This window comes from Gemmatimonadetes bacterium SCN 70-22, assembly GCA_001724275.1.
In the GTDB taxonomy this organism is placed as follows: Bacteria; Gemmatimonadota; Gemmatimonadetes; order Gemmatimonadales; family Gemmatimonadaceae; genus SCN-70-22.
Genome location: MEDZ01000030.1, coordinates 1 through 20,442 on the forward strand (window position 1 = coordinate 1; position 20,442 = coordinate 20,442).

Sequence of the window (20,442 nt, forward strand, 5' to 3'; positions counted from 1 at the left end):
CGCCACGCTCGACTCGCGCAGGAGCTCCGCCACCAGGGCGGCGTCGGACGGGGAGAGGTCGAGGAGTGGAAGGCGAACGGGACCGCCATGTAGCCCGACACGCTGCATCGCCACCTTCACCGCCGGGATCCCCATCCGCCCCACGATCTCCATCCCCAGCGGCGTCAGGCGGCGCTGCGCCTCCGACGCCTCGGGCTCCTGCTTCGCCTTCGCAAGGCGCGCGATCTCCTGCGTGAGCTCCGGGGCAAAGAGCGCCACCGCCATGATCCCGCCCACGACCCCCATGTGGATGGCCTTGAGCCAGCTCCCGGCGTGCCCGGTGACGATCCCGAAGTGCGGCGTCTGCGCCAGCAGGTACTTCGCCATCGTCTCCAGGTCGCCGGAGCTGTCCTTCATCCCGATGATGTTGTCGTGCTCGGCCAGCCTCGCCACCAGCTCGGGCTCGAGCCGGAAGTGCATGTACTTCGGAATGTTGTAGAGCAGGATCGGGACCGGCGACTCGTCGGCCACCCGCTCGTAGTGCGCCTGCAACGCGGCGGTGGACATCGCGTTGGAGTAGTAGTGCGGCGCCACCACGAGGCAGGCGTTCGCTCCGCGTTCCGCGGCCTCGCGACAGCGGCGCACGCACGCCTTGGTCGACTCGGCCCCCGTGCCGACCAGCAGCTGCCGCGACGCCGGGATCACCGAGCGCGCCATCTCCACGAGTCGCAGGCGCTCGCTCTCCTCCAGCAGCGCCGCCTCGCCCGTGGAGCCGGCCACCAGCACACCGTCGAGCCCAGCGGCGATGTGCGCCTTGAGATTGGCGCCGAAGGCGTCGAGGTCGAGTTCGCCGCGACGGTCGAAGGTCGTGATGACCGGTCCGAAGATTCCCTTGATCGACGGGATCACTGCCACATTCCTCCTGTGGAGCCAAGGTTGATGTCCCCGCCGAACCCGTCGGCGGGGAGGTTCATGTCACGCGCCGGCTTCTTGAACACCGACATCTGCAGCTCGAAGTCCGCCGGGCGCGTCGACGCCGCCAGCGCCACGTCGAACGAGACGATCCCCTGCGTCACCATCTCTGCCAGGTGCTGGTCGAAGGTCTGCATCCCGTACTGGTCGCGCCCTTCGGCCATGTAGTCCCGGATCTCCCCCACCTTCTGCTGCTCGATGAGGTCGCGGATCGTCGGCGTGTTCACCATGATCTCGCACGCCACCGTCCGCCCCTTCCCGTCCTGGCGCGGGAGCAGGCGCTGCGAGATGACCGCGTACAGCGACTCCGCCAGGCGCAACCTCACGACTTCCTGCTCCTCCGGCGGGAACATCGACACCATCCGCATGATGGTCGACTGGGCGTCCGGCGTGTGCACCGTCGCCATCAGGAGGTGTCCCGTCTCGGCCGCCTTCATCGCCGTGTCGATCGTCTCCGGGTCGCGCAGCTCGCCGAGGACGATCACGTCCGGGTCCTGCCGCAGCGCCGCCTTGAGCCCCCGCCGGAACGTCTCCGTGTCGACCCCGATCTCGCGCTGCGTGATCGAGCTCCGCACGTCGCGGTGCAGGAACTCGATCGGCTCCTCCAGCGTGACGATGTGCTTCTCCAGGTGGGTGTTGATGTGCGAGATCATCGCCGCCAGCGTCGACGACTTCCCCGACCCCGTCACCCCCGTCACCAGCACCATCCCGCGCTCGGCGAGCGCGAGGCGCTCCAGGACCGGCGGGAGCGACAGGTCGCCGATGGTCGGGACGTTGAACGGGATCACCCGCATCACGATCATGAAGCTCGAGCGCTGCCGCAGGATGTTCACGCGGAATCGCCCGATCCCCGGGGCCCCCCACGAGCAGTCGTGGTCGAGGAGCGTGTCGATCTGCTCGCGCACCTTCTCGTTGCTGATCAGGCGGAGGGCGATCGCCCGCGTCTGCTCGGGGGTGAGCGCCTGCTTCGTCATCGCCACGAGCTTCCCGTCGATGCGCGCGCGAAACACGTCCCCTGCCTTGATGTGCAGGTCCGACGCCCCCCGGTCGACGGCCGCCTTGATGATCTTTTCCACGTGTTCGCTATCCGCTCCTGGTCGTCGCGCCCCGAACCGTTGAATCTGCCCGCGCGCGCCCGGTTTGGCGAGCGCCCGTCACCTACATGAGCCAACGCTCATCCGTGCCGCTCCGCCCCGCGCCCGGTCAGTCCAGCCCCATCCGGGCGCGCACCTCGGCCATCGTCGCCTTGGCCACCGTCCGCGCCGTCGCCGCGCCGTCGCCTAACGCGTCCGTGATCAGCGACGGCGTGGCCGCCAGCTCGGCCGCTCGGGCCCGGATCGGGACGAGCTCCGTCTCCATCGACGCCGCCAGCACCCGCTTGCAGTCGATGCACCCCCATCCCGCACTGCGGCACTGTGCATCGACGTGCGCCACCGTCGCGGGGTCACTGAACGCCTTGTGCAGCGAGAAGATGTTGCAGACGTCGGGGTTGCCCGGGTCGGTCCGCTTCACCCGCGCCGGATCGGTCACCGCCGGACGCAGCTTCTCCCAGATCGCCTTCGGCTCCTCCAGCAACGCCACCGTGTTCCCCAGCGACTTCGACATCTTGGCCTGCCCGTCGAGCCCCAGGATGCGCCGCGTCGGCGTCAGCTTCGCCTTGGGCTCGGGGAAGTACCCGTCGCCGAATCTCGCATTCCACCGGCGGGCGATCTCCCGCGACAGCTCCAGGTGCTGCAGCTGGTCCTCCCCTACGGGGACCGTGTCGGCGTGGTAGATGAGGATGTCCGCCGCCTGCAACACCGGATAGTTGAGGATCCCGGCCGGCACGCTCTCCTGCCGGGCCGACTTCTCCTTGAACTGCGTCTGTCGCTCCAGCTCGCCAAGCGGCGTGATGGCGTTCAGTAGCCACTGCAGCTCGGCATGCTCCGGGACCGCCGATTGCACGAAGAGCGTCGCCACCCCAGGGTCGATCCCGGCCGCCAGCAGCGAGACCGCCATTTCGTGCGTTCGCCTCTTGAGATCCGCCGGCTCGTAGGGGATCGTGATGGCGTGGTAGTTCACGATGCAGATGAACGACTCGATCTCACGCTGCAGCGCGACCCAGTTCTTCACGGCCCCGAGGTAATTCCCGATGTGCAGCTCCCCGGAGGGCTGGATCCCGCTGAAGATTCTCGGCATCAAGGCAACTTAAGGGGACCGACTTTGCCGTCGCAACGACACGACACCGCCCTCCGCACCCGCCTCCTCGAGGCGTCACTGCACGCCGCGCGCGGCGCCGCCGACTACGTGCGCGAGCGCACGCGCGACCTCGCCACGATCGATTGGCAGGTCAAGTCCCGCGCCGACTTCGTGAGCGACGTCGATCTCGGCGCCGAATCCCGCATCGGCGACTCGCTCCTCGAGCGCTTCCCGGAAGCGCTCGTCCTGGGGGAAGAGCTGAGCCCACTGGCCGCCGCGAACGAGGGGATCGTCTTCGTGGTCGACCCGCTCGACGGGACGACGAATTTCCTCCATGGCTACCCGGAGTATGCCGTCTCGATCGGTGCGCTGGTCGGCGGCGAGCTGGCCGCTGGCGTCGTGCTCCACATCCCCCAGGACGTGACGTACTCCGCCATCGCGGGCGGCGGGGCGTATCGCGACGGCGAGCCGCTGGTCGTCTCGTCCATCGACCAGCCGCTGCGGGCCCTCATCGGGACGGGGTTCCCCTTCAAGGAGCCCGACCAGGTGGAGCCGTACCTGGCGCAGCTCGGCCGCGTGATGACCGAGGTCGCCGGAGTACGCCGCCCCGGCTCCGCCGCCCTCGACCTCGCCCACGTCGCCGAGGGGCGCTTCGACGCCTTCTGGGAGCAGATGCTCTCCCCGTGGGACATCGCCGCCGGGATCCTGCTCGTGCGCGAGGCAGGGGGCCGCGTGACCGACTACGCGGGAGCGGACATATCGCCGTCGCATACGCCGGTGGTGGCCAGCAACGGCAGGCTGCACGACTGGCTCCTGGGACGGCTGTCCGAGGCCTAGCCGCGGCCCTCCCGCGGCGACAGGGGCGCGAAACGCGGGGACGCGCCGTCGAGGTGCAACAAGATGGTACGGGACGCGGCGAATGGATGATGCAAATGCCGCATCCCGTGAGCATTTTTTGACTGGGGGGGGACCCCACGCCCATCACGAACCCCCCATCCTCTCGTCCTCTCGTCCTCTCGTCTTCTCGTCTTCTCAGCGATGAAACTCATCGAGTGCGTCCCCAACTTCTCCGAGGGGCGCCGCCCCGAGGTCATCACCGCCATCCGTGACGCCATCGCCGCCGTCGACGGCGTCGCCATCCTCGACGTCTCCAGCGACACGTCGCACAACCGCACGGTCGTCACCTTCGTGGCCCCGGTCGAGCACGCCGTCGACGCCGCCCTTGCCGGGATGCGCGCCGCCGCCGCCCACATCGACCTCACCACCCATCAGGGCGAGCACCCCCGCATCGGCGCCACCGACGTCGTCCCCTTCATCCCGCTCGACGGCGCCACGATGGACGACTGCATCGCCCTCGCCCGCGCGTTAGGCGAGCGCGCCGCCGCGGAGCTGGGCATTCCCGTCTACCTCTACGAGCGCGCCGCGTCGACCCCCGCGCGCGAGAACCTCGCCGATGTCCGCCGCGGCGAGTTCGAGGGACTGCGCGACGAGATCGCCACCAACCCCCAGCGCCGCCCCGACTTCGGCGAGGCGCGCGTCCACCCCACGGCCGGCGCCACCGCCGTCGGCGCCCGCCCCTTCCTCGTCGCCTACAACGTCTACCTCGGGGGGAAGGAGAACCTCCACGTCGCCAAGGACGTCGCCAAGGCGCTCCGTCACTCGTCCGGCGGGCTACGGTACGTCAAGGGCCTCGGCCTCGAGGTCGATGGCCAGGCGCAAGTGTCGATGAACCTGGTCGACATCGACAAGACCCCGCTCTTCCGCGCCTTCGACATGGTCAAGATGGAGGCCCAGGCACAGGGCGTCACGCCCACCTGGAGCGAGGTCGTCGGCCTCGTCCCCGAACGGGCGCTCTTCGACACCGCCGCCCGCCACCTGCAACTGCGTGGCTTCTCCCCCGACCTGGTGCTCGAGCGCCAGGTGCGCGCCGCCGTCGGCGGCGGTGAGACCGTCAGCCGATTCGTCGCCAGCGTCGCCGCCCCGACGCCGGCCCCGGGCGGCGGGTCGGTGGCTGCCCACACCGGCGCCCTCGGCGCCGCCCTCGCCCAGATGGTCGCCGGGCTCACCATCGGCCGGAAGAAGTACGCCGCCGTCGAGGGCGAGATGAAGACCCTCGCGCTCGAGGCGACGGCGTTAGGCAACGCCCTCGCCACCCTCGTCGTGCGCGATGCGAACGCCTACGGCGAGGTGATGAAGGCCTACACGCTCCCGAAGGACACGGCGGAGCAGCTCGCCCTCCGCACGCAGGCCATCGACGAGGCCCTCCTCGGGGCCGCCGCCGTCCCGCTCGAGACGGCCCGGGCCTGCGCCGCCGTGGCCGAGCTGGCCGAGCGGGCCGCCGCCCGCGGCAACGCCAATTGCGCCTCCGATGCCGGCGTCGCCGCCCTCGTGGCCGAGGCGGCATGCCGGGGCGCCGTGTACAACGTGCGCATCAACGTCGCCTCGCTCAGCGACCGGTCACGCGGCGCCGCGCTCCTCGAGGAATGCGCCGCGCTCCTGGTGAAGGCCCGCGCCCACGTGGACGGCGCCACCCGGATCGTCGAGGCAGCGATCGGGGCGTGATCCCTCCCCCCGGCGACGGGAAAGGGCCGGGGGCGCCATCCGCCCCCGGCCCGAATTGCGCCTGACGGCTCCCTACGCCAGCGCCGTCAGCACCCGCGGCCCCTCGGGGAGGACGGCCACCGTGTGCTCGAAGTGCGCCGAGCGCGATCCGTCGGCCGTCACCACCGTCCACCGGTCCGACAGCGTGCGGATGGCCCCCCCGCCGATGTTCACCATCGGCTCGATGGCGATCGTGAGTCCCGCCAGCAGCTTGGGACCCCGCTTCGGCTTTCCGAAGTTGGGCACCTGCGGGTCGCCGTGCGGCTTGGTCCCCACGTAGTGCCCCACCAGGTCGTCCGCCGTCGTGAACCCCGCCGCCTTCACCACGCTCGAGATCGCCGAGCCGATGTCGCCGATGTGGTTCCCCAGCCGGGCGGCCGCCACCCCGGCGTCGAGCGCCTCCTTCGTCACCCGCAGCAGGCGCTGGTCCTCGGCGCTGATCTCGCCCACCGGGACGGTGATGGCGGAATCGGTGTAGAACCCGTCCAGCTTGACGCCGAAATCGAGCGAGACGATGTCACCGTCCTTGAGCACGCGCTTCGCCGACGGGATCCCGTGCACGATCTCCTCGTTGACCGAGATGCACACCGACCCGGGGAAGCCGTACAGCCCCTTGAACGCCGCCGTCGCCCCCGCATGGCTGCGGATGAACTCCTCGGCGATCGCGTCCAGCGCCTTGGTGGTGATCCCGGGGCGGACCTCGCTCCGCAGCAGCTCCAGGGTCTGGGCCAGCAGCTGCCCCCCCCGGGCCATGATCTCGATCTCGCGCGTCGACTTGAGGTGAATCACGGGCTAGATGCCTAACGCTGTACGAAGGCGGGCCAGGACCTCCTCGAGCGTCCCCAGGCCATCCACGAACTTGAGTGGCGCACCGTGCGCCCGGTACCACTCGATCACCGGCGCCGTCTGCTGCTGGTAGACGACGAGCCGGTTGCGGACCGCGTCCGGCTCGTCGTCCTTGCGGCGCACCAGCGTCCCCTCGGGCACGTGCCCGCCGGCGCTGCACTTCTCCCCCGGCGCGCGCCCCGTGTACGGGCGCTGGCACACGTCGCACACCGTGCGCGCGCTCAGCCGCGCCACGATCGCCTCGTCCGGAACCTCGACGACGAGCACGGCATCGAGCGGTCGCCCCAGCTCGTCGAGTACGCGCGCCAGCCCCTCGGCCTGCGGCGTGGTGCGGACGACCCCGTCCAGGATCGCCCCCTTCGCCGCCGACGGCGCCGCCAGCGCTTCCTTCATGATCCCGAGGATCACCGCGTCGGGGACGAGGTCCCCGCGGTCCATCGCCGCCTTGGCGGCCAGCCCCAGCGGGGTCCCCTCGCGCACCGCGGCGCGCAGGACATCGCCGGTGGCGATCTTCGGGATGCCGAGCTCCTCGGCGAGTCGCTCCCCCTGGGTGCCCTTCCCGGCGCCAGGGGGTCCAAGCAGGACGATGATCATCTCTCGGCCAACCTGTGGTGGAGTGCGGACGACGGACGCAGGAAAGGTGCCCTGGAAGACACGACCCGGCCAATGCGCGAGCACCGCCGGGTCGTGGGTCCTTCGTCGCTATGGAGGTCGGGGAGTGCCCTCGCGGGCCCCCCCCGGCTTGGATCAGAACCCGCCGGTCGTCTGGCGGCCGCGGAAGCGCACGCGCCCCTTCTTCATGAAGCCGTCGTACTTGCGAAGCAGGAGGTGCTGCTGCATCTGCGACATCGTGTCGAGGGCGACGCCCACCACGATCAGGAGCGACGTCCCCCCGAACTGGAACGGGACGTTGATCCACGTCGCGATGACGACCGGGAGGAGCGCGATCACCGTGAGGAAGATCGCCCCGGGCAGCGTGATGCGCGACATCACCTGGTCGATGTACTCCGCCGTCTTCGCCCCCGGCTTCACGCCCGGGATGAAGCCCCCCTGCTTCTTCAGGTTCTCCGCCAAGTCGATCGGGTTGAAGATGATCGACGTGTAGAAGTAGGTGAAGAAGACGATCAGCACGGCCGACGTGGCCACGTACAGCCACGTCCCCGGCTGGAAGAGCTCCGCCAGCCGCTGCGCCGAGGGATTGCCCGAGAACTGCGCGATGGCCCCGGGGACGACGATCACCGACTGCGCGAAGATGATCGGCATCACCCCCGAGGAGTTGATGCGCAGGGGGATGAAGTTCCGCGCCGCCTCGCGCATCCGCCCGCGGGCCATGCTGCGCTGCGGGATCTGGATCAGGATGCGGCGGGCGGCCAGCGTCATGGCCACGACGCCCGCCACCACCCCGGCCATCACCAGGCCCAGGACGGCGAGCGAGAACGGTCCGACCGCCCCCGTGCCGACGAACTTGAAGGTCTGGATGATCCCCGGCCAGAAGCGCTCGACGATCGAGAAGAAGATCAGGAGCGATGCCCCGTTGCCGAGTCCGCGCTCCGTGATCTGCTCGCCGAGCCACATCACGAAGATCGCCCCCGTCGTCAGGAAGAGCGCCGTCTGCAGGCGGAACCCGAACCCGGGGTTGGCCACCGCCTGCTGCAACGACTCCGTGAAGAGCGCGAAGCCCCACGCCTGCACGATGGCCAGGACCACGGTGCCGTAGCGGGTCCACTGCGTCAGTTTCTTCCGCCCCTCCTCGTCCTTCTGCATCTTCTCGAGCGTGGGGACGACCGCCCCCGCGATCTGCACGAAGATGCTCGAGGAGATGTACGGCATGATCCCGAGCGCGAACACGGTCGCGCGCGAGAGCCCGCCGCCCACGAAGAGGTCGTACAACCCCAGGAGCCCACCCGAACCCTGATTGGCGAAGAAGTCGGTCAGTGCGATGACGTCCACGCCGGGGACGGTGACGTGCGCCCCGAGTCGGTAGATCGCCAGGCAGAGAATCGTGAAGACGATCTTCTCCCAGAGCTCCGGCGTGTTGCGAATGTTCGCGAGCGCCTGGGCGGGATTCGGCTGCGCCATTTACTCCTCGATGCGGCCACCGGCCGCGGCGATCTTCTCACGCGCGCCGCCCGAGACCTTGATGCCGCGCACGGTGTAGGCGCCCGACACCTCGCCGGTCGCCAGGAGCTTCGCCGGCCCCTTGCGCAGCTTGATCAGCCCCGCCTTGGCCAGCGCCTCACGCGTCACCTCGTTCCCCTCGATCTTCGCCAGGTCGCCGAGGCGCACCAGCTGGTTCTCGACACGGAACCGGTCGTTGTTGAAGCCGCGCTTCGGAATCCGGCGCGTGAGCGGCATCTGGCCGCCCTCGAACCCGGGCTTCCCGCCACCCGGGCCACCATGCCCGGTGCGCGCCATGCTTCCCTTGTGCCCCTTGCCCGCCGTCTTCCCCTGCCCCGTGCCGGGACCGCGCCCGAGGCGCTTCCGGTTCCGGTGCGAGCCAGGCGCCGGCGAAAGGTTATGCAGCCCGATCTTTTCTTGGGTCGCCACGATCTCACTCCTTGACGGGCGTCACCTGAACCAGGTGGCGCACCTTCTTGATCTGCCCGCGAAGCGCGGGCGTGTCGTTCAGGATCACCGACGTCTGGTGGTGCCGGATCCCCAGCGCGCGAAGCGTGAGACGCATCGTCTCGCTGTGGCCGATCTCGCTCCTGACCTGCGTGACCTTCACCTTGCCGCCGGTCGCCGGCTCCTCCTTCGGCGTGACCCTGGGGCCACGCGTCCGGTGCCACACGAATGTCCTAGGCATGCGCCGCCTCCTTGCCCTTGTGACGCGAGCGGTAGCCGATGGCCGTGGTCTCGACCCCGCGCTCGCGCGCGATCTGCTCCACCGTGGTCAGCTGCGTGAGGCCGTCGAACGCCGCCCGCACCATGTTGTGCGGGTTCGTCGACCCTAACGACTTCGTCAGGATGTCGGTGATGCCGGCGCACTCCATCACGGCGCGCACCGCCCCACCCGCGATCACCCCGGCGCCAGGCGCCGCGGGCTTCATCACGACGCGCCCCGCCCCGTGCTGGCCGATCACCTCGTGCGGGATCGTCGAGCCCGTCAGCGGGATGCTGACCATCCGGCGACGCGCCCCCTCGACGGCCTTGCGGACCGCCTCGGACACTTCGTTCGCCTTCCCCGTCGCGAAGCCGACCTTCCCCTGCCCGTCGCCCACGGCGACCAGGGCATTGAAGGAGAAGCGACGCCCACCCTTCACGACCTTGGCCACGCGGTTGATCGCGACCACGTTCTCCACGAGGTCCGACCCCCCTTCACCACGTCCGGGGGCCTCGCCGCCGCGCGGGCCGCGCCCGCCGTCGCGCCCGCCGGGGGCGCCGCCCTCACGTCCGCGACCGCTGCCGCCGCGACCCGGGCCGCCACCGCCGGGGCCGCCGCGTCCGGGACCACGTCCCCCGCGGCCGCCGCCTGGGCCACCGGGGCCACCACGGCCACCGCGGCCACCGCCAGCGGGGCGCGACCCGCCGGTCGCCGAACCAGTTGTCTCGTTCTCAGCCATGTCAGAACTCCAGACCGCCCTCGCGGGCGCCATCGGCCAGCGCCTTCACGCGGCCGTGATAACGATAACCCGCGCGATCGAACACCACCTTCGCGATCCCCTGCTCCTTCGCGGCCGCCGCCAGCTGCTTGCCGACCACCGCCGCCTTCTCCGCCTTCTTTCCCGCGAGCTCGCCGTCGCCGACCGTCAGCAGCGTCCGCTGCGCCACGTCGTCCACGAGCTGCGCATAGATGTGCTTGAGCGAACGGAAGATGACCAGGCGCGGCCGCTCGGCCGTCCCCGTCACCCGCTTGCGAATGCGCAGGTGCCGGCGATAGCGGAGTTCCTGGCGCGTCTTCGGGATTCCCATGCTGCGCATTACTTGCCTCCCGCCTTACCGGCCTTCCGGCGAATGACCTCGCCCGCGTAGCGCACGCCCTTGCCCTTGTACGGCTCCGGCTTGCGCAGCTTGCGGATCTCCGATGCGATGCGGCCGACGACTTCCTTGTCGGCCCCTTCCACCACCACCTGGGTCGGTTGCGGCGCGGTGAGCTTCACCCCGGCCGGCGCCTTCACCTCGATGGTGTGCGAGTAGCCCAGGGACATCAGGAGGCCGTACGGCTTCACCTCGGCCTTGTACCCGACGCCCGTGATTTCCAGCTGTCTCGTGAAGCCCTTCGTCACGCCCTCGACCATGTTGGCCACCAGCGTTCGCGTCAGCCCGTGCAGCGCCTTGTGGCGCGTCTCGTCCGACGGGCGGGTCACCGTGATCTGGCCGTTCTCGTACGCCAGCTGCATCTCGGGATGGAACTCCCGCGACAGCTCTCCCTTCGGTCCCTTCACCGCGAGCGTCGACCCGTCCAGGGTCACCGTCACGCCGCCCGGGATAGCGACCGGTTGCTTGCCAATTCGCGACATCGTGGGCTCTCCTTACCAGACGAGGGCGAGCAGCTCGCCGCCGGTGTGCGCCTTGCGCGCATCGGCGTCCGACATCACGCCACGCGACGTGCTGAGAATCGCCATCCCGAGGCCGTTGCGCACGCGGGGGATCTCCCCGACCGCGACGTACTTCCGCAGCCCGGGCGTCGACACCCGCTGGAGCTCGCGGATCACCGGCTGCCCCCCCGCATAGCGGAGGATGATGCGCAGCAGCTTGTGTCCCTGCTCGTTCTCCACGTGCCGGAAGTCCTGGATGAAGTGGTTCTCCTTCAGGATCCGCGCGATCTCGGTCTTCACGCGCGACGCCGGCATGTCCACGCGACGGTGCTTCGATCCGCACGCATTGCGGATCCGCGTGAGCATATCGGCGATCGGGTCAGTCATGCTCATGTGTGTCTCGCTCTCCTATCGTATCCCACCCGGGACGTTTAGGAATGAATGGAAAAGGGGCCTGGAGCGGACGGCGACGAGTGGCGGCGCGGTGCGCCGCCGGACTCCCCTCCCCCGTCTCCCGCCTCCCGACTCGTGCCCTACCAGCTCGCTTTCCGCACGCCGGGGATCAGCCCGTTCAGCGCCATCTCGCGGAGCGCGAGGCGCGACAGGCCGAAGTACCCCTCGTACCCGCGCGCGCGCCCGGTCATCGAGCAGCGGTTGCGGATGCGGGTGCGCGAGGAGTTCCGCGGGAGCTTGCGCAGCTTGCTGTACGCCGCCTCGCGCTCCTCATCGGTCGTCTTCGGGTTCTTGATGGTCGCGAGGAGGGCGCGCCGCTTCTCGGCGTGACGCGCCACCAGCACCTTCCGCTCCTCGTTCTTGACGATCTTGGACGTCTTGGCCATGGCTGCCTAACGGCTTCGGCTGATTCAGTTGGTGAACGCGACGACGATCGGCTTCTCGTCGCCGCGGAAGGGCATGCCCAGCTCGCGCAGCAGCGCGAACGACTGGTCATCCCGGTCCGTGGTCGTCACGAACGTGATGTCCATCCCGTGGATCTGCTCGACCATGTCGTAGTTGATCTCCGGGAAGATCATCTGTTCCTTGATCCCCAGCGAGTAGTTCCCGCGCCCGTCGAACGACCGGGTGCCGAGGCCGCGGAAGTCGCGGACGCGCGGCAGCGCAGAGTTGATGAAGCGGTCCAGGAACTCCCACATGCGCGCCCCGCGCAGCGTCACCGCCGCGCCGATCTCCTGCCCCTCGCGCAGCCCGAAGTTGGCGATCGACTTCTTCGCCTTCTTCCGGACCGGGCGCTGCCCGGTGATCAGCGCCAGTTCCTCGACCACCGAGTCGAGCAGCTTCGGCTGCTTGATCGCCTCACCCAGCCCGACGTTGATCACGATCTTCGTGAGCGCCGGTGCCTGGTGCACGTTGGTCAGCCCGAACTGCTGCATGAGCCTCGGGGCCACGGTCGACTTGTAGTACCCCGCCAGCCGCGGCGCCGGCACCGGCAGCTTCGCCCCGGCGTGCGGCCCCTTCGGCAGCATCGACTTGCGGTCGCCGCCCTTGCCGCCCGTCGCCTTCGCGCCCGGGGCGGCGCCCTTCTTTTCCTTGGTCGCCATAATCTATCGTCCTCGCCTCAGCGGTTCCGCGGGATGGCATCCCCGCTCTTCGCGCTGATGCGTTCCTTCGTCCCGTCCGCATCGATCCGGCGGCGGGTGCGCGTCGGCGCCCCCGACTTCGGGTCGAGCAGCATCACGTTCGAATGGTGGATCGGGGCCGGCATCTCGATGATCGCGCTCTGCTCCTCGGCTCGGCGCGCCTTCCGGTGCCGCTTCACGATGTTCACCCCTTCCACCGTCACGCGCCCCGTCTTGGTGAAGACGCGGAGGACCTTCCCCTCCTTCCCCTTGTCCTCACCCCGCATCACGCGCACGGTGTCGCCCTTGGTGACCGGCATCGCGACCCGCTCGACCTTCCGCGCGTGCCGCACCGCCCCCAGGCGCTTTCCCTCGGTCTTGCGATACTTGAGCACCCGCATCTTACAGGACCTCCGGCGCCAGCGAGACGATCTTCATGTACCGCTTCTCGCGCAGCTCGCGAGCCACGGGGCCGAAGATGCGCGTCCCGCGCGGTTCGCCCTTGTCGTCAATGATCACCACCGCATTCTCGTCGAAGCGGATGTAGCTCCCGTCCTTCCGGCGGGTCTCCTTCACGGTGCGCACGACGACCGCCTTCGCGACGTCGGACTTCTTCACCGTCCCGTTCGGCAGCGCGTCCTTCACTGCCACGATCACCTTGTCGCCAAGTCCGGCATACCGTCGCTTGGTCCCACCAAGCACGCGGATCACCAGCGCCCGCTTGGCGCCCGAGTTGTCCGCCACCTTGACCATCGATTCCTGTTGGATCATCGCTCAGTTCTCCTAGCGCGCCCGCTCGACGATCTCGACCACGCGCCACCGCTTGTCCTTCGACAGGGGGCGGGTCTCCATGATGCGCACGGTGTCACCCGTCTTCGCCGAGTTCTCCTCGTCGTGGGCTTTCACCTTCGTCGTGCGCGTCACCATCTTGCCGTACACCGGATGCGGCACCCGGCGGTCGATCTTCACGACTACCGTCTTCTGCATCTTGTCGCTCACGACCACGCCCACGCGCACCTTGCGTGCGCCGCGTGTCGTGTCCAGCCCGTTGTTGGTCGTCTCGGCCATGTTCGCTCGTGCTCCTCGCTAGCGCTTGGCCGGTGCGGCCAGCTCCCGTTCACGCAGCACCGTCCTCAGGCGCGCGATGTTCTTGCGGATCTCCCGCAGCTGCAGCGGGTCCTCCAGCGGCTCCGTCGCGCTGCGGAAGCGCAGCCGGAACCGCTCCTCCTCCAGCTCGGCGATGCGCGCCTGGAGGTCCGCCAGGGACAGTTCCCGAATCTCCTCAGCTCGCATCGGTGGGCGCCTCCTCGCGGACCACGAACTTCGTCTTCACTCCCAGCTTGGCCGACGCCAGCGCCATCGCCTTCTCGGCGATCTCGCGCGTCACCCCTTCCAGCTCGAACATCACGCGGCCGGGCTTCACCACGGCCACCCATCCCTCCGGCGACCCCTTCCCCTTCCCCATGCGGGTCTCGGCCGGCTTCTTCGTGATCGGCTTGTCCGGGAAGATGCGGATCCACACCTTGCCGCCGCGCTTGATGTGGCGCGTCATGGCGACACGGCATGCCTCGATCTGCCGGTTCGTCACCCACCCGGGCTCGAGCGCCTGCAGGCCGTAGTGCCCGAAGGAGATCTCGGCGCCACGCTGCGCCAACCCCTTCGTCCGGCCCTTGAACATCTTCCGGAACTTTACTCGCTTAGGACTGAGCATATCAAAGGACAGTTATGAGAAGACGGGAGGACGAGAAGACGAGACACCGATCCTGACTGCCTGGCACTCGAGTGCGAGTCGACGAGGTCGCGGTCTCGTCTTCTCGTCTTCTCGCCTTCTCTAGACTCCGGTCGAATACGTCTTGCCGCGCCGCTCCTCCACCACCTCGCCCTTGAAGATCCACACCTTCACCCCGATGGTGCCGAACGTGGTCTTCGCCGTCGACGTGGCGTAGTCGATGTCGGCGCGCAGCGTGTGCAGCGGCACGCGCCCCTCGTGGTACCCCTCGACACGCGCGATCTCCGCGCCGCCCAGGCGGCCCCCCGCCTTCACCTTGATTCCCTGCGCCCCCATCCGCATCGCGCTCTGCACCGCCCGCTTCATCGCCCGGCGGAACGAGATGCGCTGCGACAGCTGGTTCGCGATGTTGTCCGCCACCAGCTGGCTGTCGAGCTCGGGACGCTTGATCTCCTCGACGTTGATCCCGACTTCCTTCCCCGTCAGTTGCGCCAGCTCGTCGCGCAGCTTGTCCACCTCCGCGCCCTTCTTCCCGATCACCACCCCCGGTCGCCCGGTGTGGATCGTCACCACCACCTTCCCCGGCTTCCGTTCGATGTGGATGTCGGAGATCGCGGCATGCCCCAGGCGCGTCTTCAGGTACTTCCGCAGCAGCGCGTCCTCCTTCAGCAGCTGCGGGAACTCACGGTTCGCGTACCAGCGCGAGCGCCAATCCTTCGTGATCCCGAGGCGAAAGCCGATCGGATTCGTCTTCTGGCCCATTATCGACCTTCCTTCTCCGCCACGACGATCTCGACGTGGCTGGTTCGCTTGATCATCGGCGTGGCCCGCCCCATCGCCGCCGGCGTCCACCGCTTGAGCTTCGGTCCCTCGTTGATGATCGCCTTCTTCACGAAGAGCGTGTCCACGTCCAGCGACGTGTTCGCCGCACGCGCCGTCTGCTCGGCATTCGCCACCGCCGACGCCAGCGTCTTCGCGATCTGCACCGCCGCGTGCTTCTTCGAGAACTTCAGCAGCGCCAGCGCATCGTTGACCATCATCCCGCGAATCTGGTCGATGACCAGCCGCATCTTGTACGGCGACTGCCGCGTGGTGCGCTGGATCGCGCGTGCCTCGGTAGCCATCGCTTACCTCCCTCCCTTGGCCGCCGCCGGAGCGGGGGCCTTCTTGTCGGTCGGGCGGTTCCCCGAGTGCCCGCGGAACAGGCGCGTCGGCGCAAACTCACCCAGCTTGTGCCCCACCATGTTCTCCGTCACGTACACCGGGACGAACTTGTTCCCGTTGTGCACCGCGAACGTGTGCCCCACGAAGTCGGGAAGGATCGTGCTCGCGCGCGACCACGTCTTCATCACCTTCTTCTCGTTCCGCGCGTTCATCCCCGCCACCTTCTTCAGCAGCGCCTCCTGGACGAACGGGCCTTTCTTGATGCTACGAGCCATGGAAGAGTCTTCGGATATCGTTAGGTATTTCCAGAAGACCGGTCAGACGCCTCTCGTCTTCCCGTCTTCTCGTCGTCGTGTCTTCTAGAACCCCGACTGCGTGGCCTTGCCGCGCTTGCGGCCGCGGACGATGAGGCGCTGCGACGGCTTCTTCATGTTGCGCGTCTTCACGCCCTCCTTCTTGCCCCACGGGCTCACCACGTTCCGGCCACCGCGTGTCCGGCCACCGTGCGGGTGATCCACCGGGTTCATCACCTCGCCACGCACCTTCGGACGCCAGCCCTTCCAGCGCGTCTTCCCGGCCTTCCCCCACGACTGCAGCTCGTGCTCCGCGTTCCCCACCTCGCCGATCGTGGCCAGGCAACGCTGGTGCACCCGCCGCATCTCCGTCGACCCCATGCGCAACGTCACGTAGTCGCCTTCCTTCGCCACCACCTCGGCCGACATCCCCGCCGAACGGGCCATCTGCCCGCCCTTCCCCGGAAGCAGCTCGATGTTGTGGACCGCCGTCCCCAGCGGCACCTCTCCCAGCGGCAGCGCGTTCCCCGTCCGCACGTCCGAGCCCGGCCCCGACACCACCGTGTCGCCGACCGCCAGCCCCTTCGGGTGCAGGATGTAGCGCTTCTCCCCGTCCGCATACTGCACCAGCGCGATGCGCGCCGAACGGTTCGGGTCGTACTCGATCGTCTTCACCGTCGCCACGTCGCCGAAGCGGTTGCGCTTGAAGTCGATGATGCGGTACTGCCGCTTGTGGCCACCGCCACGACGGCGCATGGCGATGTGCCCATGATTGTCGCGACCGCCCGACTTCTTGAGCGGCTCGACGAGCGACTTCTCGGGGGTGCTCCGCGTGATCTCCGCGAAATCGGAGATCGAGCGGAATCGCGTCCCCTTCGTCACCGGCTTGAATTGACGGATGCCCATGCTCGCTTAGCCCTCGAAGATGTCGATCTTGTCGCCCGCCTGGAGCGTCACGATCGCCTTTTTCCAGCTCGGTCGCACGCCCGACGTCTTCCCCATGCTGCGACGCGGCTTCCCGCGCATGTTCATGGTCCAGACCCCGGTCACCTTCACGCCGAACAACTTTTCAATCGCCTGCTTGATCGCCGGCTTCGTCGCGTCGTTCGCCACCTCGAAGACATACTCCCCCTTGGCCTGGTAGGCCGCCGAGGTCTTCTCGGTCACGACGGGACGCACGACGGTGCGGTGAAGCGTCGCCATCGCCTAGTCTCCCTTCTTCCGGGCGGCCTTCTTCGCCGCCGGCTTCTTGTCGTTAGCCGCCTCGGACTTGGGCGCAGCCTGCTTCGCCGCCGCCTTCGCCTTGGGCGCGCTCTTGGTGGCACCCGTGGTCGCGCCCATCGTGGCGCCCGCCGTGGCGCCCTTCGCCGCCGCCTTCGCCGCCGCCTTCGGCTTCGCCGCCTTGGCCGGCTTCGCCGCCTTGGCCGCCTTGGCCGCCGGCGCCGCTTCCTTCTCCGCGATCGGGGCCAGCGTGTGGCCAATGGCCGTCGCCTCGATCAGCAGCACGTCCGACCACAGGATGTGGTAGGCCGACGCGTCGCCGAAGGGGAGCACGTGCACGTTCGGGAGGTTCCGCCCGCTCAGGTGCACGTTCTGCTTCACGCCGTCGGTGAGGATCAGGACCTTCTGGCCGTCCGCGCCCACCCGCTCGACGAGCGCCTTGACGGTCCGGGTACGCGGCTCGGTGTAGTTGAAGGCGTCGATCACGTAGATCGCCCCCTCGCTGGCCCGCGCGTTGAGCGCGCTCTTGCGCGCCAGCGCCTTCACCTTGCGCGGCACGTCCTCGGAGTAGTTCCGGTCGCCGTGCGGGCCGAAGACGGTCCCACCGCCCGGCCAGTTCGGGGCGCGCGTCGACCCCTGGCGGGCCCGCCCGGTCCCCTTCTGCTTCCACGGCTTCTGGTTGCCGCCCACCACCAGCCCGCGCGTCTTGGTGTACGCGAGGCCGAGGCGCTGGTTGGCCAGGTACGCCTTCACCACCTGGTGCATCACCGGCATGTTGACCGTGCCGTCGAACGTGGCCGACGGGAGGGTCACGCGCTCACGCGCCGTGCCTAACGCGGTAAACGCCGCGGCGTCTAAGGTCGTCTGTTCGGACATGGCTTACCCCTGCTTGCGCACGAGCACGATGCCGTTGGTCGGCCCGGCAATCGCGCCTCGGATGTAGATCAGGTGCCGCTCGGTGTCGATCTTCTCGACGCGCAGGTTCACCTGGGTGTGCCGGTCCGTCCCGTAGTGCCCGGGCATCTTCTTCCCCTTGATGACGCGCGAGGGGTCGGTGCCGGGCGAGATGGAGCCGGGCTTGCGGTGCTTCGTGTTGCCGTGCGTGTTGGGGCCGCCGCCGAAGCCGTAGCGCTTCACCACGCCCTGGAAACCGCGCCCCTTCGTCGTCCCGGTGACCTTCACCAGCTCGCCGACCGTGAAGATCGTCGCGTCGATGGTGTCACCCGCCTTGTACGCGGGGAGCTCACTCCCCTTCGGCGCATCGTCCAGCCGGAAGGCGCGCAGCACGCGCGGCGGCGCCGAGAGCCCCGCCTTCGCCGCGTGGCCCACCTCGGCCCGGTTCGCACGACGACCACGCGGATCCCGCTCGCCCTTCTTCGACTCCCGACGCACCCGCTGCGAGCCGTAGCCCAGCTGCACAGCGCGATAGCCGCTCTTGTCCATCTCGTTCTCGAGCACCTGCACCACCGGGTTCGGCTTCGCCTCCACCACGGTGCACGGGATCTGCTGTCCCTGCTCGTTGAAGATCTGGGTCATCCCCAGCTTCCTGCCAATGATGCCTAACATGTCTTCCTCTCGTGAAGTCGCGGTCCGGGCGGCCAGTCGGCGCGCCGCGTTGGGATGACCGTTGGACTTGGATGCCGGACGGGGAACGGGAGACGGGAGACGGGAGGGGAATCGCCCACTCCGATCTCGGGCCTCGGGTCACTCGTCCTCAGTTCACCTTGATCTCGACGTCCACGCCGGCCGGAAGATCCAGCTTGGTGAGCGCGTCCACCGTCTGCGCGCGCGAATCGAGGATGTCGATCACGCGCATGTGCGTCTTCAGCTCGAACTGCTCCCGCGACTTCTTGTCGACGTGCGGCGACCGCAGCACGGTCCAGCGGCGCGTCTTGGTCGGCAGCGGGATCGGCCCCGACACCTGCGCGCCCGTCTTCTCGGCGGTGCGCACGATGTCCCCCGCGGCCTGGTCGATCACCGCGTGGTCGAAGGCCTTCAAGCGAATGCGAATACGTCCAGCCATATCGATCGAGTAGTTAGAAGACGAGAGGACGAGAAGACGGGAACCGATGGGCGACGAACCATCTCGTCTTCCCGGCGTCCCGTCTTCCCGTCGTCTGCATTTAGGCGAGGATCTTGGTCACGACGCCAGCACCCACGGTGCGGCCGCCCTCGCGGATCGCGAAGCGCAGCTGCTCCTCCATGGCGATCGGCGTGATCAGCTCGATCGTCATCTGGATGTTGTCGCCCGGCATCACCATCTCCGTCCCGCCCGGCAGCTCGATCGACCCCGTCACGTCCGTCGTGCGGAAGTAGAACTGCGGACGGTACCCCTTGAAGAACGGCGTGTGGCGCCCGCCCTCTTCCTTCGTGAGGACGTAGACCTCGGCCTCGAACTTCGTGTGCGGCGTGATCGAGCCGGGCTTCGCCAGCACCATCCCGCGCTCGATCTCCTTCTTGTCGACGCCGCGGAGCAGGAGGCCGACGTTGTCGCCCGCCTGCCCGTCGTCGAGGAGCTTGCGGAACATCTCGACGCCGGTCACGATCGACTTCTTTTCCGAGCCGAAGCCGACGAGGGCGACTTCCTCGCCCACCTTGATCTTCCCGCGCTCGATGCGCCCGGTGGCCACCGTGCCGCGCCCGGTGATCGAGAACACGTCCTCGACCGGCATCAGGAACGCCTTGTCGATCTCACGGACCGGCTCGGCGATGAACGTGTCGAGGGCATCGTACAGCTCCTCGATCTTGGCGACCCAGGCCGGGTCACCCTCGATCGCCTTGATGGCCGAGCCGCGGATCACCGGGGCGTCGTCGCCCGGATAGTTGTACTTGCTGAGCAGCTCGCGCACCTCGAGCTCGACGAGGTCGAGAAGCTCCGCGTCCTCGACGAGGTCGCACTTGTTCAGGAAGACGACGATGTTGGGCACGTTGACCTGGCGGGCGAGCAGGATGTGCTCGCGCGTCTGCGGCATCGGACCGTCGACCGCCGAGACCACGAGGATCGCGCCGTCCATCTGCGCCGCACCCGTGATCATGTTCTTCACGTAGTCCGCGTGCCCCGGGCAGTCCACGTGCGCGTAGTGACGATTGTTCGTCTCGTACTCGACGTGCGAGGTCGCGATCGTCAGGATCTTCGTCGAGTCACGACGCCCCTGCGATTCCGACGCCTTCGCCACCTCGTCGTAGGCGACGTACTTCGTCCCGAAGCCCTTGTCCGCCGAGATCTTCGTCAGGGCAGCCGTGGTGGTGGTCTTGCCGTGGTCGACGTGACCGATGGTGCCGACGTTTACGTGCGGCTTGCTCCGCTCGAATTTTGCCTTGGCCATTGCAGCGTTTCCTGGTGGTGTGGAGGTGCCCCGAACGGGGAGAGTCGCGCCGGGATTCCCTCCCGTCTCCCGTCTCCCGTT

Annotated in this window: 29 protein-coding genes and 1 pseudogene; 2 read left to right on the top strand and 28 right to left on the bottom strand. The window is 68.6% G+C overall.

The features are described from left to right. The 3 genes and pseudogenes from ABS52_14290 to ABS52_14300 form a co-directional block, all read right to left on the bottom strand. The coding region (locus tag ABS52_14290) for a hypothetical protein (protein ODT02283.1) at positions 1-888 on the bottom strand (888 nt) is incomplete at its 3' end. A 98-nt stretch (positions 889-986) separates the two neighbouring features. Next, positions 987-2,027: pseudogene (locus tag ABS52_14295) on the bottom strand (type IV pili twitching motility protein PilT). A 127-nt stretch (positions 2,028-2,154) separates the two neighbouring features. Beyond that, positions 2,155-3,129 (bottom strand): tryptophan--tRNA ligase, encoded by a 975-nt coding sequence (locus ABS52_14300; protein ODT02284.1) that lies wholly within the window; start codon positions 3,127-3,129, stop codon positions 2,155-2,157. A 24-nt stretch (positions 3,130-3,153) separates the two neighbouring features. Here ABS52_14300 and ABS52_14305 point away from each other — a divergent pair, with 24 nt between their 5' ends. Next, the gene (locus tag ABS52_14305; GenBank protein ID ODT02285.1) at positions 3,154-3,966 is read left to right on the top strand and encodes a hypothetical protein; all 813 of its coding nucleotides are present in this window, start codon (positions 3,154-3,156) and stop codon (positions 3,964-3,966) included. A 201-nt stretch (positions 3,967-4,167) separates the two neighbouring features. Next, the gene (locus ABS52_14310; GenBank protein ID ODT02286.1) at positions 4,168-5,691 is read left to right on the top strand and encodes a glutamate formimidoyltransferase; all 1,524 of its coding nucleotides are present in this window, start codon (positions 4,168-4,170) and stop codon (positions 5,689-5,691) included. Positions 5,692-5,763: 72 nt separating this feature from the next. Here the strand turns inward: ABS52_14310 and ABS52_14315 are convergent, their stop codons facing one another. The 25 genes from ABS52_14315 to ABS52_14435 all read right to left on the bottom strand — a co-directional run bounded on the left by ABS52_14315 (position 5,764) and on the right by ABS52_14435 (position 20,361). Beyond that, positions 5,764-6,519 (bottom strand): type I methionyl aminopeptidase, encoded by a 756-nt coding sequence (locus ABS52_14315; GenBank protein ODT02287.1) that lies wholly within the window; start codon positions 6,517-6,519, stop codon positions 5,764-5,766. 3 nt (positions 6,520-6,522) lie between these two features. Then, positions 6,523-7,170 (bottom strand): adenylate kinase, encoded by a 648-nt coding sequence (locus tag ABS52_14320; GenBank protein ID ODT02288.1) that lies wholly within the window; start codon positions 7,168-7,170, stop codon positions 6,523-6,525. A gap of 153 nt (positions 7,171-7,323) precedes the next feature. Continuing rightward, positions 7,324-8,655, bottom strand: a complete 1,332-nt coding sequence (locus ABS52_14325; protein ODT02289.1) for a preprotein translocase subunit SecY — start codon at positions 8,653-8,655, stop codon at positions 7,324-7,326. Next, positions 8,656-9,105: a 50S ribosomal protein L15 gene (locus ABS52_14330; GenBank protein ID ODT02325.1), complete on the bottom strand. Its 450-nt coding sequence runs from the start codon at positions 9,103-9,105 to the stop codon at positions 8,656-8,658. Between the two features lie 22 nt (positions 9,106-9,127). Further along, positions 9,128-9,259, bottom strand: a complete 132-nt coding sequence (locus ABS52_14335) for a 50S ribosomal protein L30 (GenBank protein ODT02326.1) — start codon at positions 9,257-9,259, stop codon at positions 9,128-9,130. A gap of 115 nt (positions 9,260-9,374) precedes the next feature. Beyond that, positions 9,375-9,878, bottom strand: coding sequence for a 30S ribosomal protein S5 (locus tag ABS52_14340; protein ODT02290.1), 504 nt, complete (start codon positions 9,876-9,878; stop codon positions 9,375-9,377). 262 nt (positions 9,879-10,140) lie between these two features. Further along, positions 10,141-10,497, bottom strand: coding sequence for a 50S ribosomal protein L18 (locus ABS52_14345; protein ODT02291.1), 357 nt, complete (start codon positions 10,495-10,497; stop codon positions 10,141-10,143). Next, positions 10,497-11,036 (bottom strand): 50S ribosomal protein L6, encoded by a 540-nt coding sequence (locus ABS52_14350; protein ID ODT02292.1) that lies wholly within the window; start codon positions 11,034-11,036, stop codon positions 10,497-10,499. Before ABS52_14350 ends, ABS52_14345 begins: the two co-directional genes overlap by 1 nt. Positions 11,037-11,048: 12 nt before the next feature. Then, the gene (locus tag ABS52_14355) at positions 11,049-11,447 is read right to left on the bottom strand and encodes a 30S ribosomal protein S8 (protein ODT02293.1); all 399 of its coding nucleotides are present in this window, start codon (positions 11,445-11,447) and stop codon (positions 11,049-11,051) included. A 140-nt stretch (positions 11,448-11,587) separates the two neighbouring features. Beyond that, positions 11,588-11,893, bottom strand: coding sequence for a 30S ribosomal protein S14 (locus tag ABS52_14360; GenBank protein ID ODT02294.1), 306 nt, complete (start codon positions 11,891-11,893; stop codon positions 11,588-11,590). A 24-nt stretch (positions 11,894-11,917) separates the two neighbouring features. Then, positions 11,918-12,535, bottom strand: a complete 618-nt coding sequence (locus ABS52_14365) for a 50S ribosomal protein L5 (GenBank protein ODT02327.1) — start codon at positions 12,533-12,535, stop codon at positions 11,918-11,920. A 92-nt stretch (positions 12,536-12,627) separates the two neighbouring features. Then, entirely contained in the window at positions 12,628-12,948 is a 321-nt protein-coding gene (locus ABS52_14370) for a 50S ribosomal protein L24 (protein ID ODT02328.1), read from the bottom strand. Between the two features lie 82 nt (positions 12,949-13,030). Next, positions 13,031-13,399: a 50S ribosomal protein L14 gene (locus ABS52_14375; GenBank protein ID ODT02295.1), complete on the bottom strand. Its 369-nt coding sequence runs from the start codon at positions 13,397-13,399 to the stop codon at positions 13,031-13,033. 12 nt (positions 13,400-13,411) lie between these two features. Further along, positions 13,412-13,696: a 30S ribosomal protein S17 gene (locus ABS52_14380; GenBank protein ODT02296.1), complete on the bottom strand. Its 285-nt coding sequence runs from the start codon at positions 13,694-13,696 to the stop codon at positions 13,412-13,414. An 18-nt stretch (positions 13,697-13,714) separates the two neighbouring features. After that, positions 13,715-13,921, bottom strand: coding sequence for a 50S ribosomal protein L29 (locus ABS52_14385; GenBank protein ID ODT02297.1), 207 nt, complete (start codon positions 13,919-13,921; stop codon positions 13,715-13,717). Beyond that, positions 13,911-14,339, bottom strand: coding sequence for a 50S ribosomal protein L16 (locus ABS52_14390; GenBank protein ID ODT02298.1), 429 nt, complete (start codon positions 14,337-14,339; stop codon positions 13,911-13,913). Before ABS52_14390 ends, ABS52_14385 begins: the two co-directional genes overlap by 11 nt. Positions 14,340-14,459: 120 nt before the next feature. Further along, complete coding sequence (locus tag ABS52_14395; GenBank protein ID ODT02299.1) at positions 14,460-15,119, bottom strand: 30S ribosomal protein S3; 660 nt, start codon at positions 15,117-15,119, stop codon at positions 14,460-14,462. Continuing rightward, complete coding sequence (locus ABS52_14400) at positions 15,119-15,481, bottom strand: 50S ribosomal protein L22 (protein ODT02300.1); 363 nt, start codon at positions 15,479-15,481, stop codon at positions 15,119-15,121. Before ABS52_14400 ends, ABS52_14395 begins: the two co-directional genes overlap by 1 nt. A 3-nt stretch (positions 15,482-15,484) precedes the next feature. Next, positions 15,485-15,796: a 30S ribosomal protein S19 gene (locus tag ABS52_14405; protein ID ODT02301.1), complete on the bottom strand. Its 312-nt coding sequence runs from the start codon at positions 15,794-15,796 to the stop codon at positions 15,485-15,487. Between the two features lie 84 nt (positions 15,797-15,880). After that, entirely contained in the window at positions 15,881-16,720 is an 840-nt protein-coding gene (locus ABS52_14410; GenBank protein ODT02302.1) for a 50S ribosomal protein L2, read from the bottom strand. Between the two features lie 6 nt (positions 16,721-16,726). Further along, the gene (locus ABS52_14415) at positions 16,727-17,017 is read right to left on the bottom strand and encodes a 50S ribosomal protein L23 (GenBank protein ODT02303.1); all 291 of its coding nucleotides are present in this window, start codon (positions 17,015-17,017) and stop codon (positions 16,727-16,729) included. Between the two features lie 3 nt (positions 17,018-17,020). Then, positions 17,021-17,911, bottom strand: coding sequence for a 50S ribosomal protein L4 (locus ABS52_14420; protein ODT02304.1), 891 nt, complete (start codon positions 17,909-17,911; stop codon positions 17,021-17,023). A 3-nt stretch (positions 17,912-17,914) separates the two neighbouring features. Then, positions 17,915-18,601 carry a 50S ribosomal protein L3 gene (locus ABS52_14425; protein ODT02305.1) on the bottom strand — a complete coding sequence of 229 codons (687 nt, stop codon included), beginning with the start codon at positions 18,599-18,601 and terminating at the stop codon, positions 17,915-17,917. 148 nt (positions 18,602-18,749) lie between these two features. Next, a complete protein-coding gene (locus tag ABS52_14430; GenBank protein ODT02306.1) occupies positions 18,750-19,058 on the bottom strand; it encodes a 30S ribosomal protein S10 in 309 nt (102 codons plus the stop codon). 100 nt (positions 19,059-19,158) lie between these two features. Continuing rightward, positions 19,159-20,361 carry a translation elongation factor Tu gene (locus ABS52_14435; GenBank protein ID ODT02307.1) on the bottom strand — a complete coding sequence of 401 codons (1,203 nt, stop codon included), beginning with the start codon at positions 20,359-20,361 and terminating at the stop codon, positions 19,159-19,161. Between the last annotated feature and the right edge of the window lie 81 nt (positions 20,362-20,442).

Bases quoted from the DNA above. Each gene is read 5' to 3' on its own strand.
- ABS52_14300 (ODT02284.1), bottom strand. From the start codon at position 3,129: ATGCCGAGAATCTTCAGCGGGATCCAGCCCTCCGGGGAGCTGCACATC.
- ABS52_14310 (ODT02286.1), top strand. From the start codon at position 4,168: ATGAAACTCATCGAGTGCGTCCCCAACTTCTCCGAGGGGCGCCGCCCC.
- ABS52_14320 (ODT02288.1), bottom strand. From the start codon at position 7,170: ATGATCATCGTCCTGCTTGGACCCCCTGGCGCCGGGAAGGGCACCCAG.
- ABS52_14325 (ODT02289.1), bottom strand. From the start codon at position 8,655: ATGGCGCAGCCGAATCCCGCCCAGGCGCTCGCGAACATTCGCAACACG.
- ABS52_14335 (ODT02326.1), bottom strand. From the start codon at position 9,259: ATGCGTCTCACGCTTCGCGCGCTGGGGATCCGGCACCACCAGACGTCG.
- ABS52_14345 (ODT02291.1), bottom strand. From the start codon at position 10,497: ATGCGCAGCATGGGAATCCCGAAGACGCGCCAGGAACTCCGCTATCGC.
- ABS52_14350 (ODT02292.1), bottom strand. From the start codon at position 11,036: ATGTCGCGAATTGGCAAGCAACCGGTCGCTATCCCGGGCGGCGTGACG.
- ABS52_14355 (ODT02293.1), bottom strand. From the start codon at position 11,447: ATGAGCATGACTGACCCGATCGCCGATATGCTCACGCGGATCCGCAAT.
- ABS52_14360 (ODT02294.1), bottom strand. From the start codon at position 11,893: ATGGCCAAGACGTCCAAGATCGTCAAGAACGAGGAGCGGAAGGTGCTG.
- ABS52_14365 (ODT02327.1), bottom strand. From the start codon at position 12,535: ATGCTGCCGAAGGGGCCGCACGCCGGGGCGAAGCTGCCGGTGCCGGCG.
- ABS52_14370 (ODT02328.1), bottom strand. From the start codon at position 12,948: ATGCCGGTCACCAAGGGCGACACCGTGCGCGTGATGCGGGGTGAGGAC.
- ABS52_14375 (ODT02295.1), bottom strand. From the start codon at position 13,399: ATGATCCAACAGGAATCGATGGTCAAGGTGGCGGACAACTCGGGCGCC.
- ABS52_14380 (ODT02296.1), bottom strand. From the start codon at position 13,696: ATGGCCGAGACGACCAACAACGGGCTGGACACGACACGCGGCGCACGC.
- ABS52_14385 (ODT02297.1), bottom strand. From the start codon at position 13,921: ATGCGAGCTGAGGAGATTCGGGAACTGTCCCTGGCGGACCTCCAGGCG.
- ABS52_14390 (ODT02298.1), bottom strand. From the start codon at position 14,339: ATGCTCAGTCCTAAGCGAGTAAAGTTCCGGAAGATGTTCAAGGGCCGG.
- ABS52_14395 (ODT02299.1), bottom strand. From the start codon at position 15,119: ATGGGCCAGAAGACGAATCCGATCGGCTTTCGCCTCGGGATCACGAAG.
- ABS52_14400 (ODT02300.1), bottom strand. From the start codon at position 15,481: ATGGCTACCGAGGCACGCGCGATCCAGCGCACCACGCGGCAGTCGCCG.
- ABS52_14405 (ODT02301.1), bottom strand. From the start codon at position 15,796: ATGGCTCGTAGCATCAAGAAAGGCCCGTTCGTCCAGGAGGCGCTGCTG.
- ABS52_14410 (ODT02302.1), bottom strand. From the start codon at position 16,720: ATGGGCATCCGTCAATTCAAGCCGGTGACGAAGGGGACGCGATTCCGC.
- ABS52_14415 (ODT02303.1), bottom strand. From the start codon at position 17,017: ATGGCGACGCTTCACCGCACCGTCGTGCGTCCCGTCGTGACCGAGAAG.
- ABS52_14420 (ODT02304.1), bottom strand. From the start codon at position 17,911: ATGTCCGAACAGACGACCTTAGACGCCGCGGCGTTTACCGCGTTAGGC.
- ABS52_14425 (ODT02305.1), bottom strand. From the start codon at position 18,601: ATGTTAGGCATCATTGGCAGGAAGCTGGGGATGACCCAGATCTTCAAC.
- ABS52_14430 (ODT02306.1), bottom strand. From the start codon at position 19,058: ATGGCTGGACGTATTCGCATTCGCTTGAAGGCCTTCGACCACGCGGTG.
- ABS52_14435 (ODT02307.1), bottom strand. From the start codon at position 20,361: ATGGCCAAGGCAAAATTCGAGCGGAGCAAGCCGCACGTAAACGTCGGC.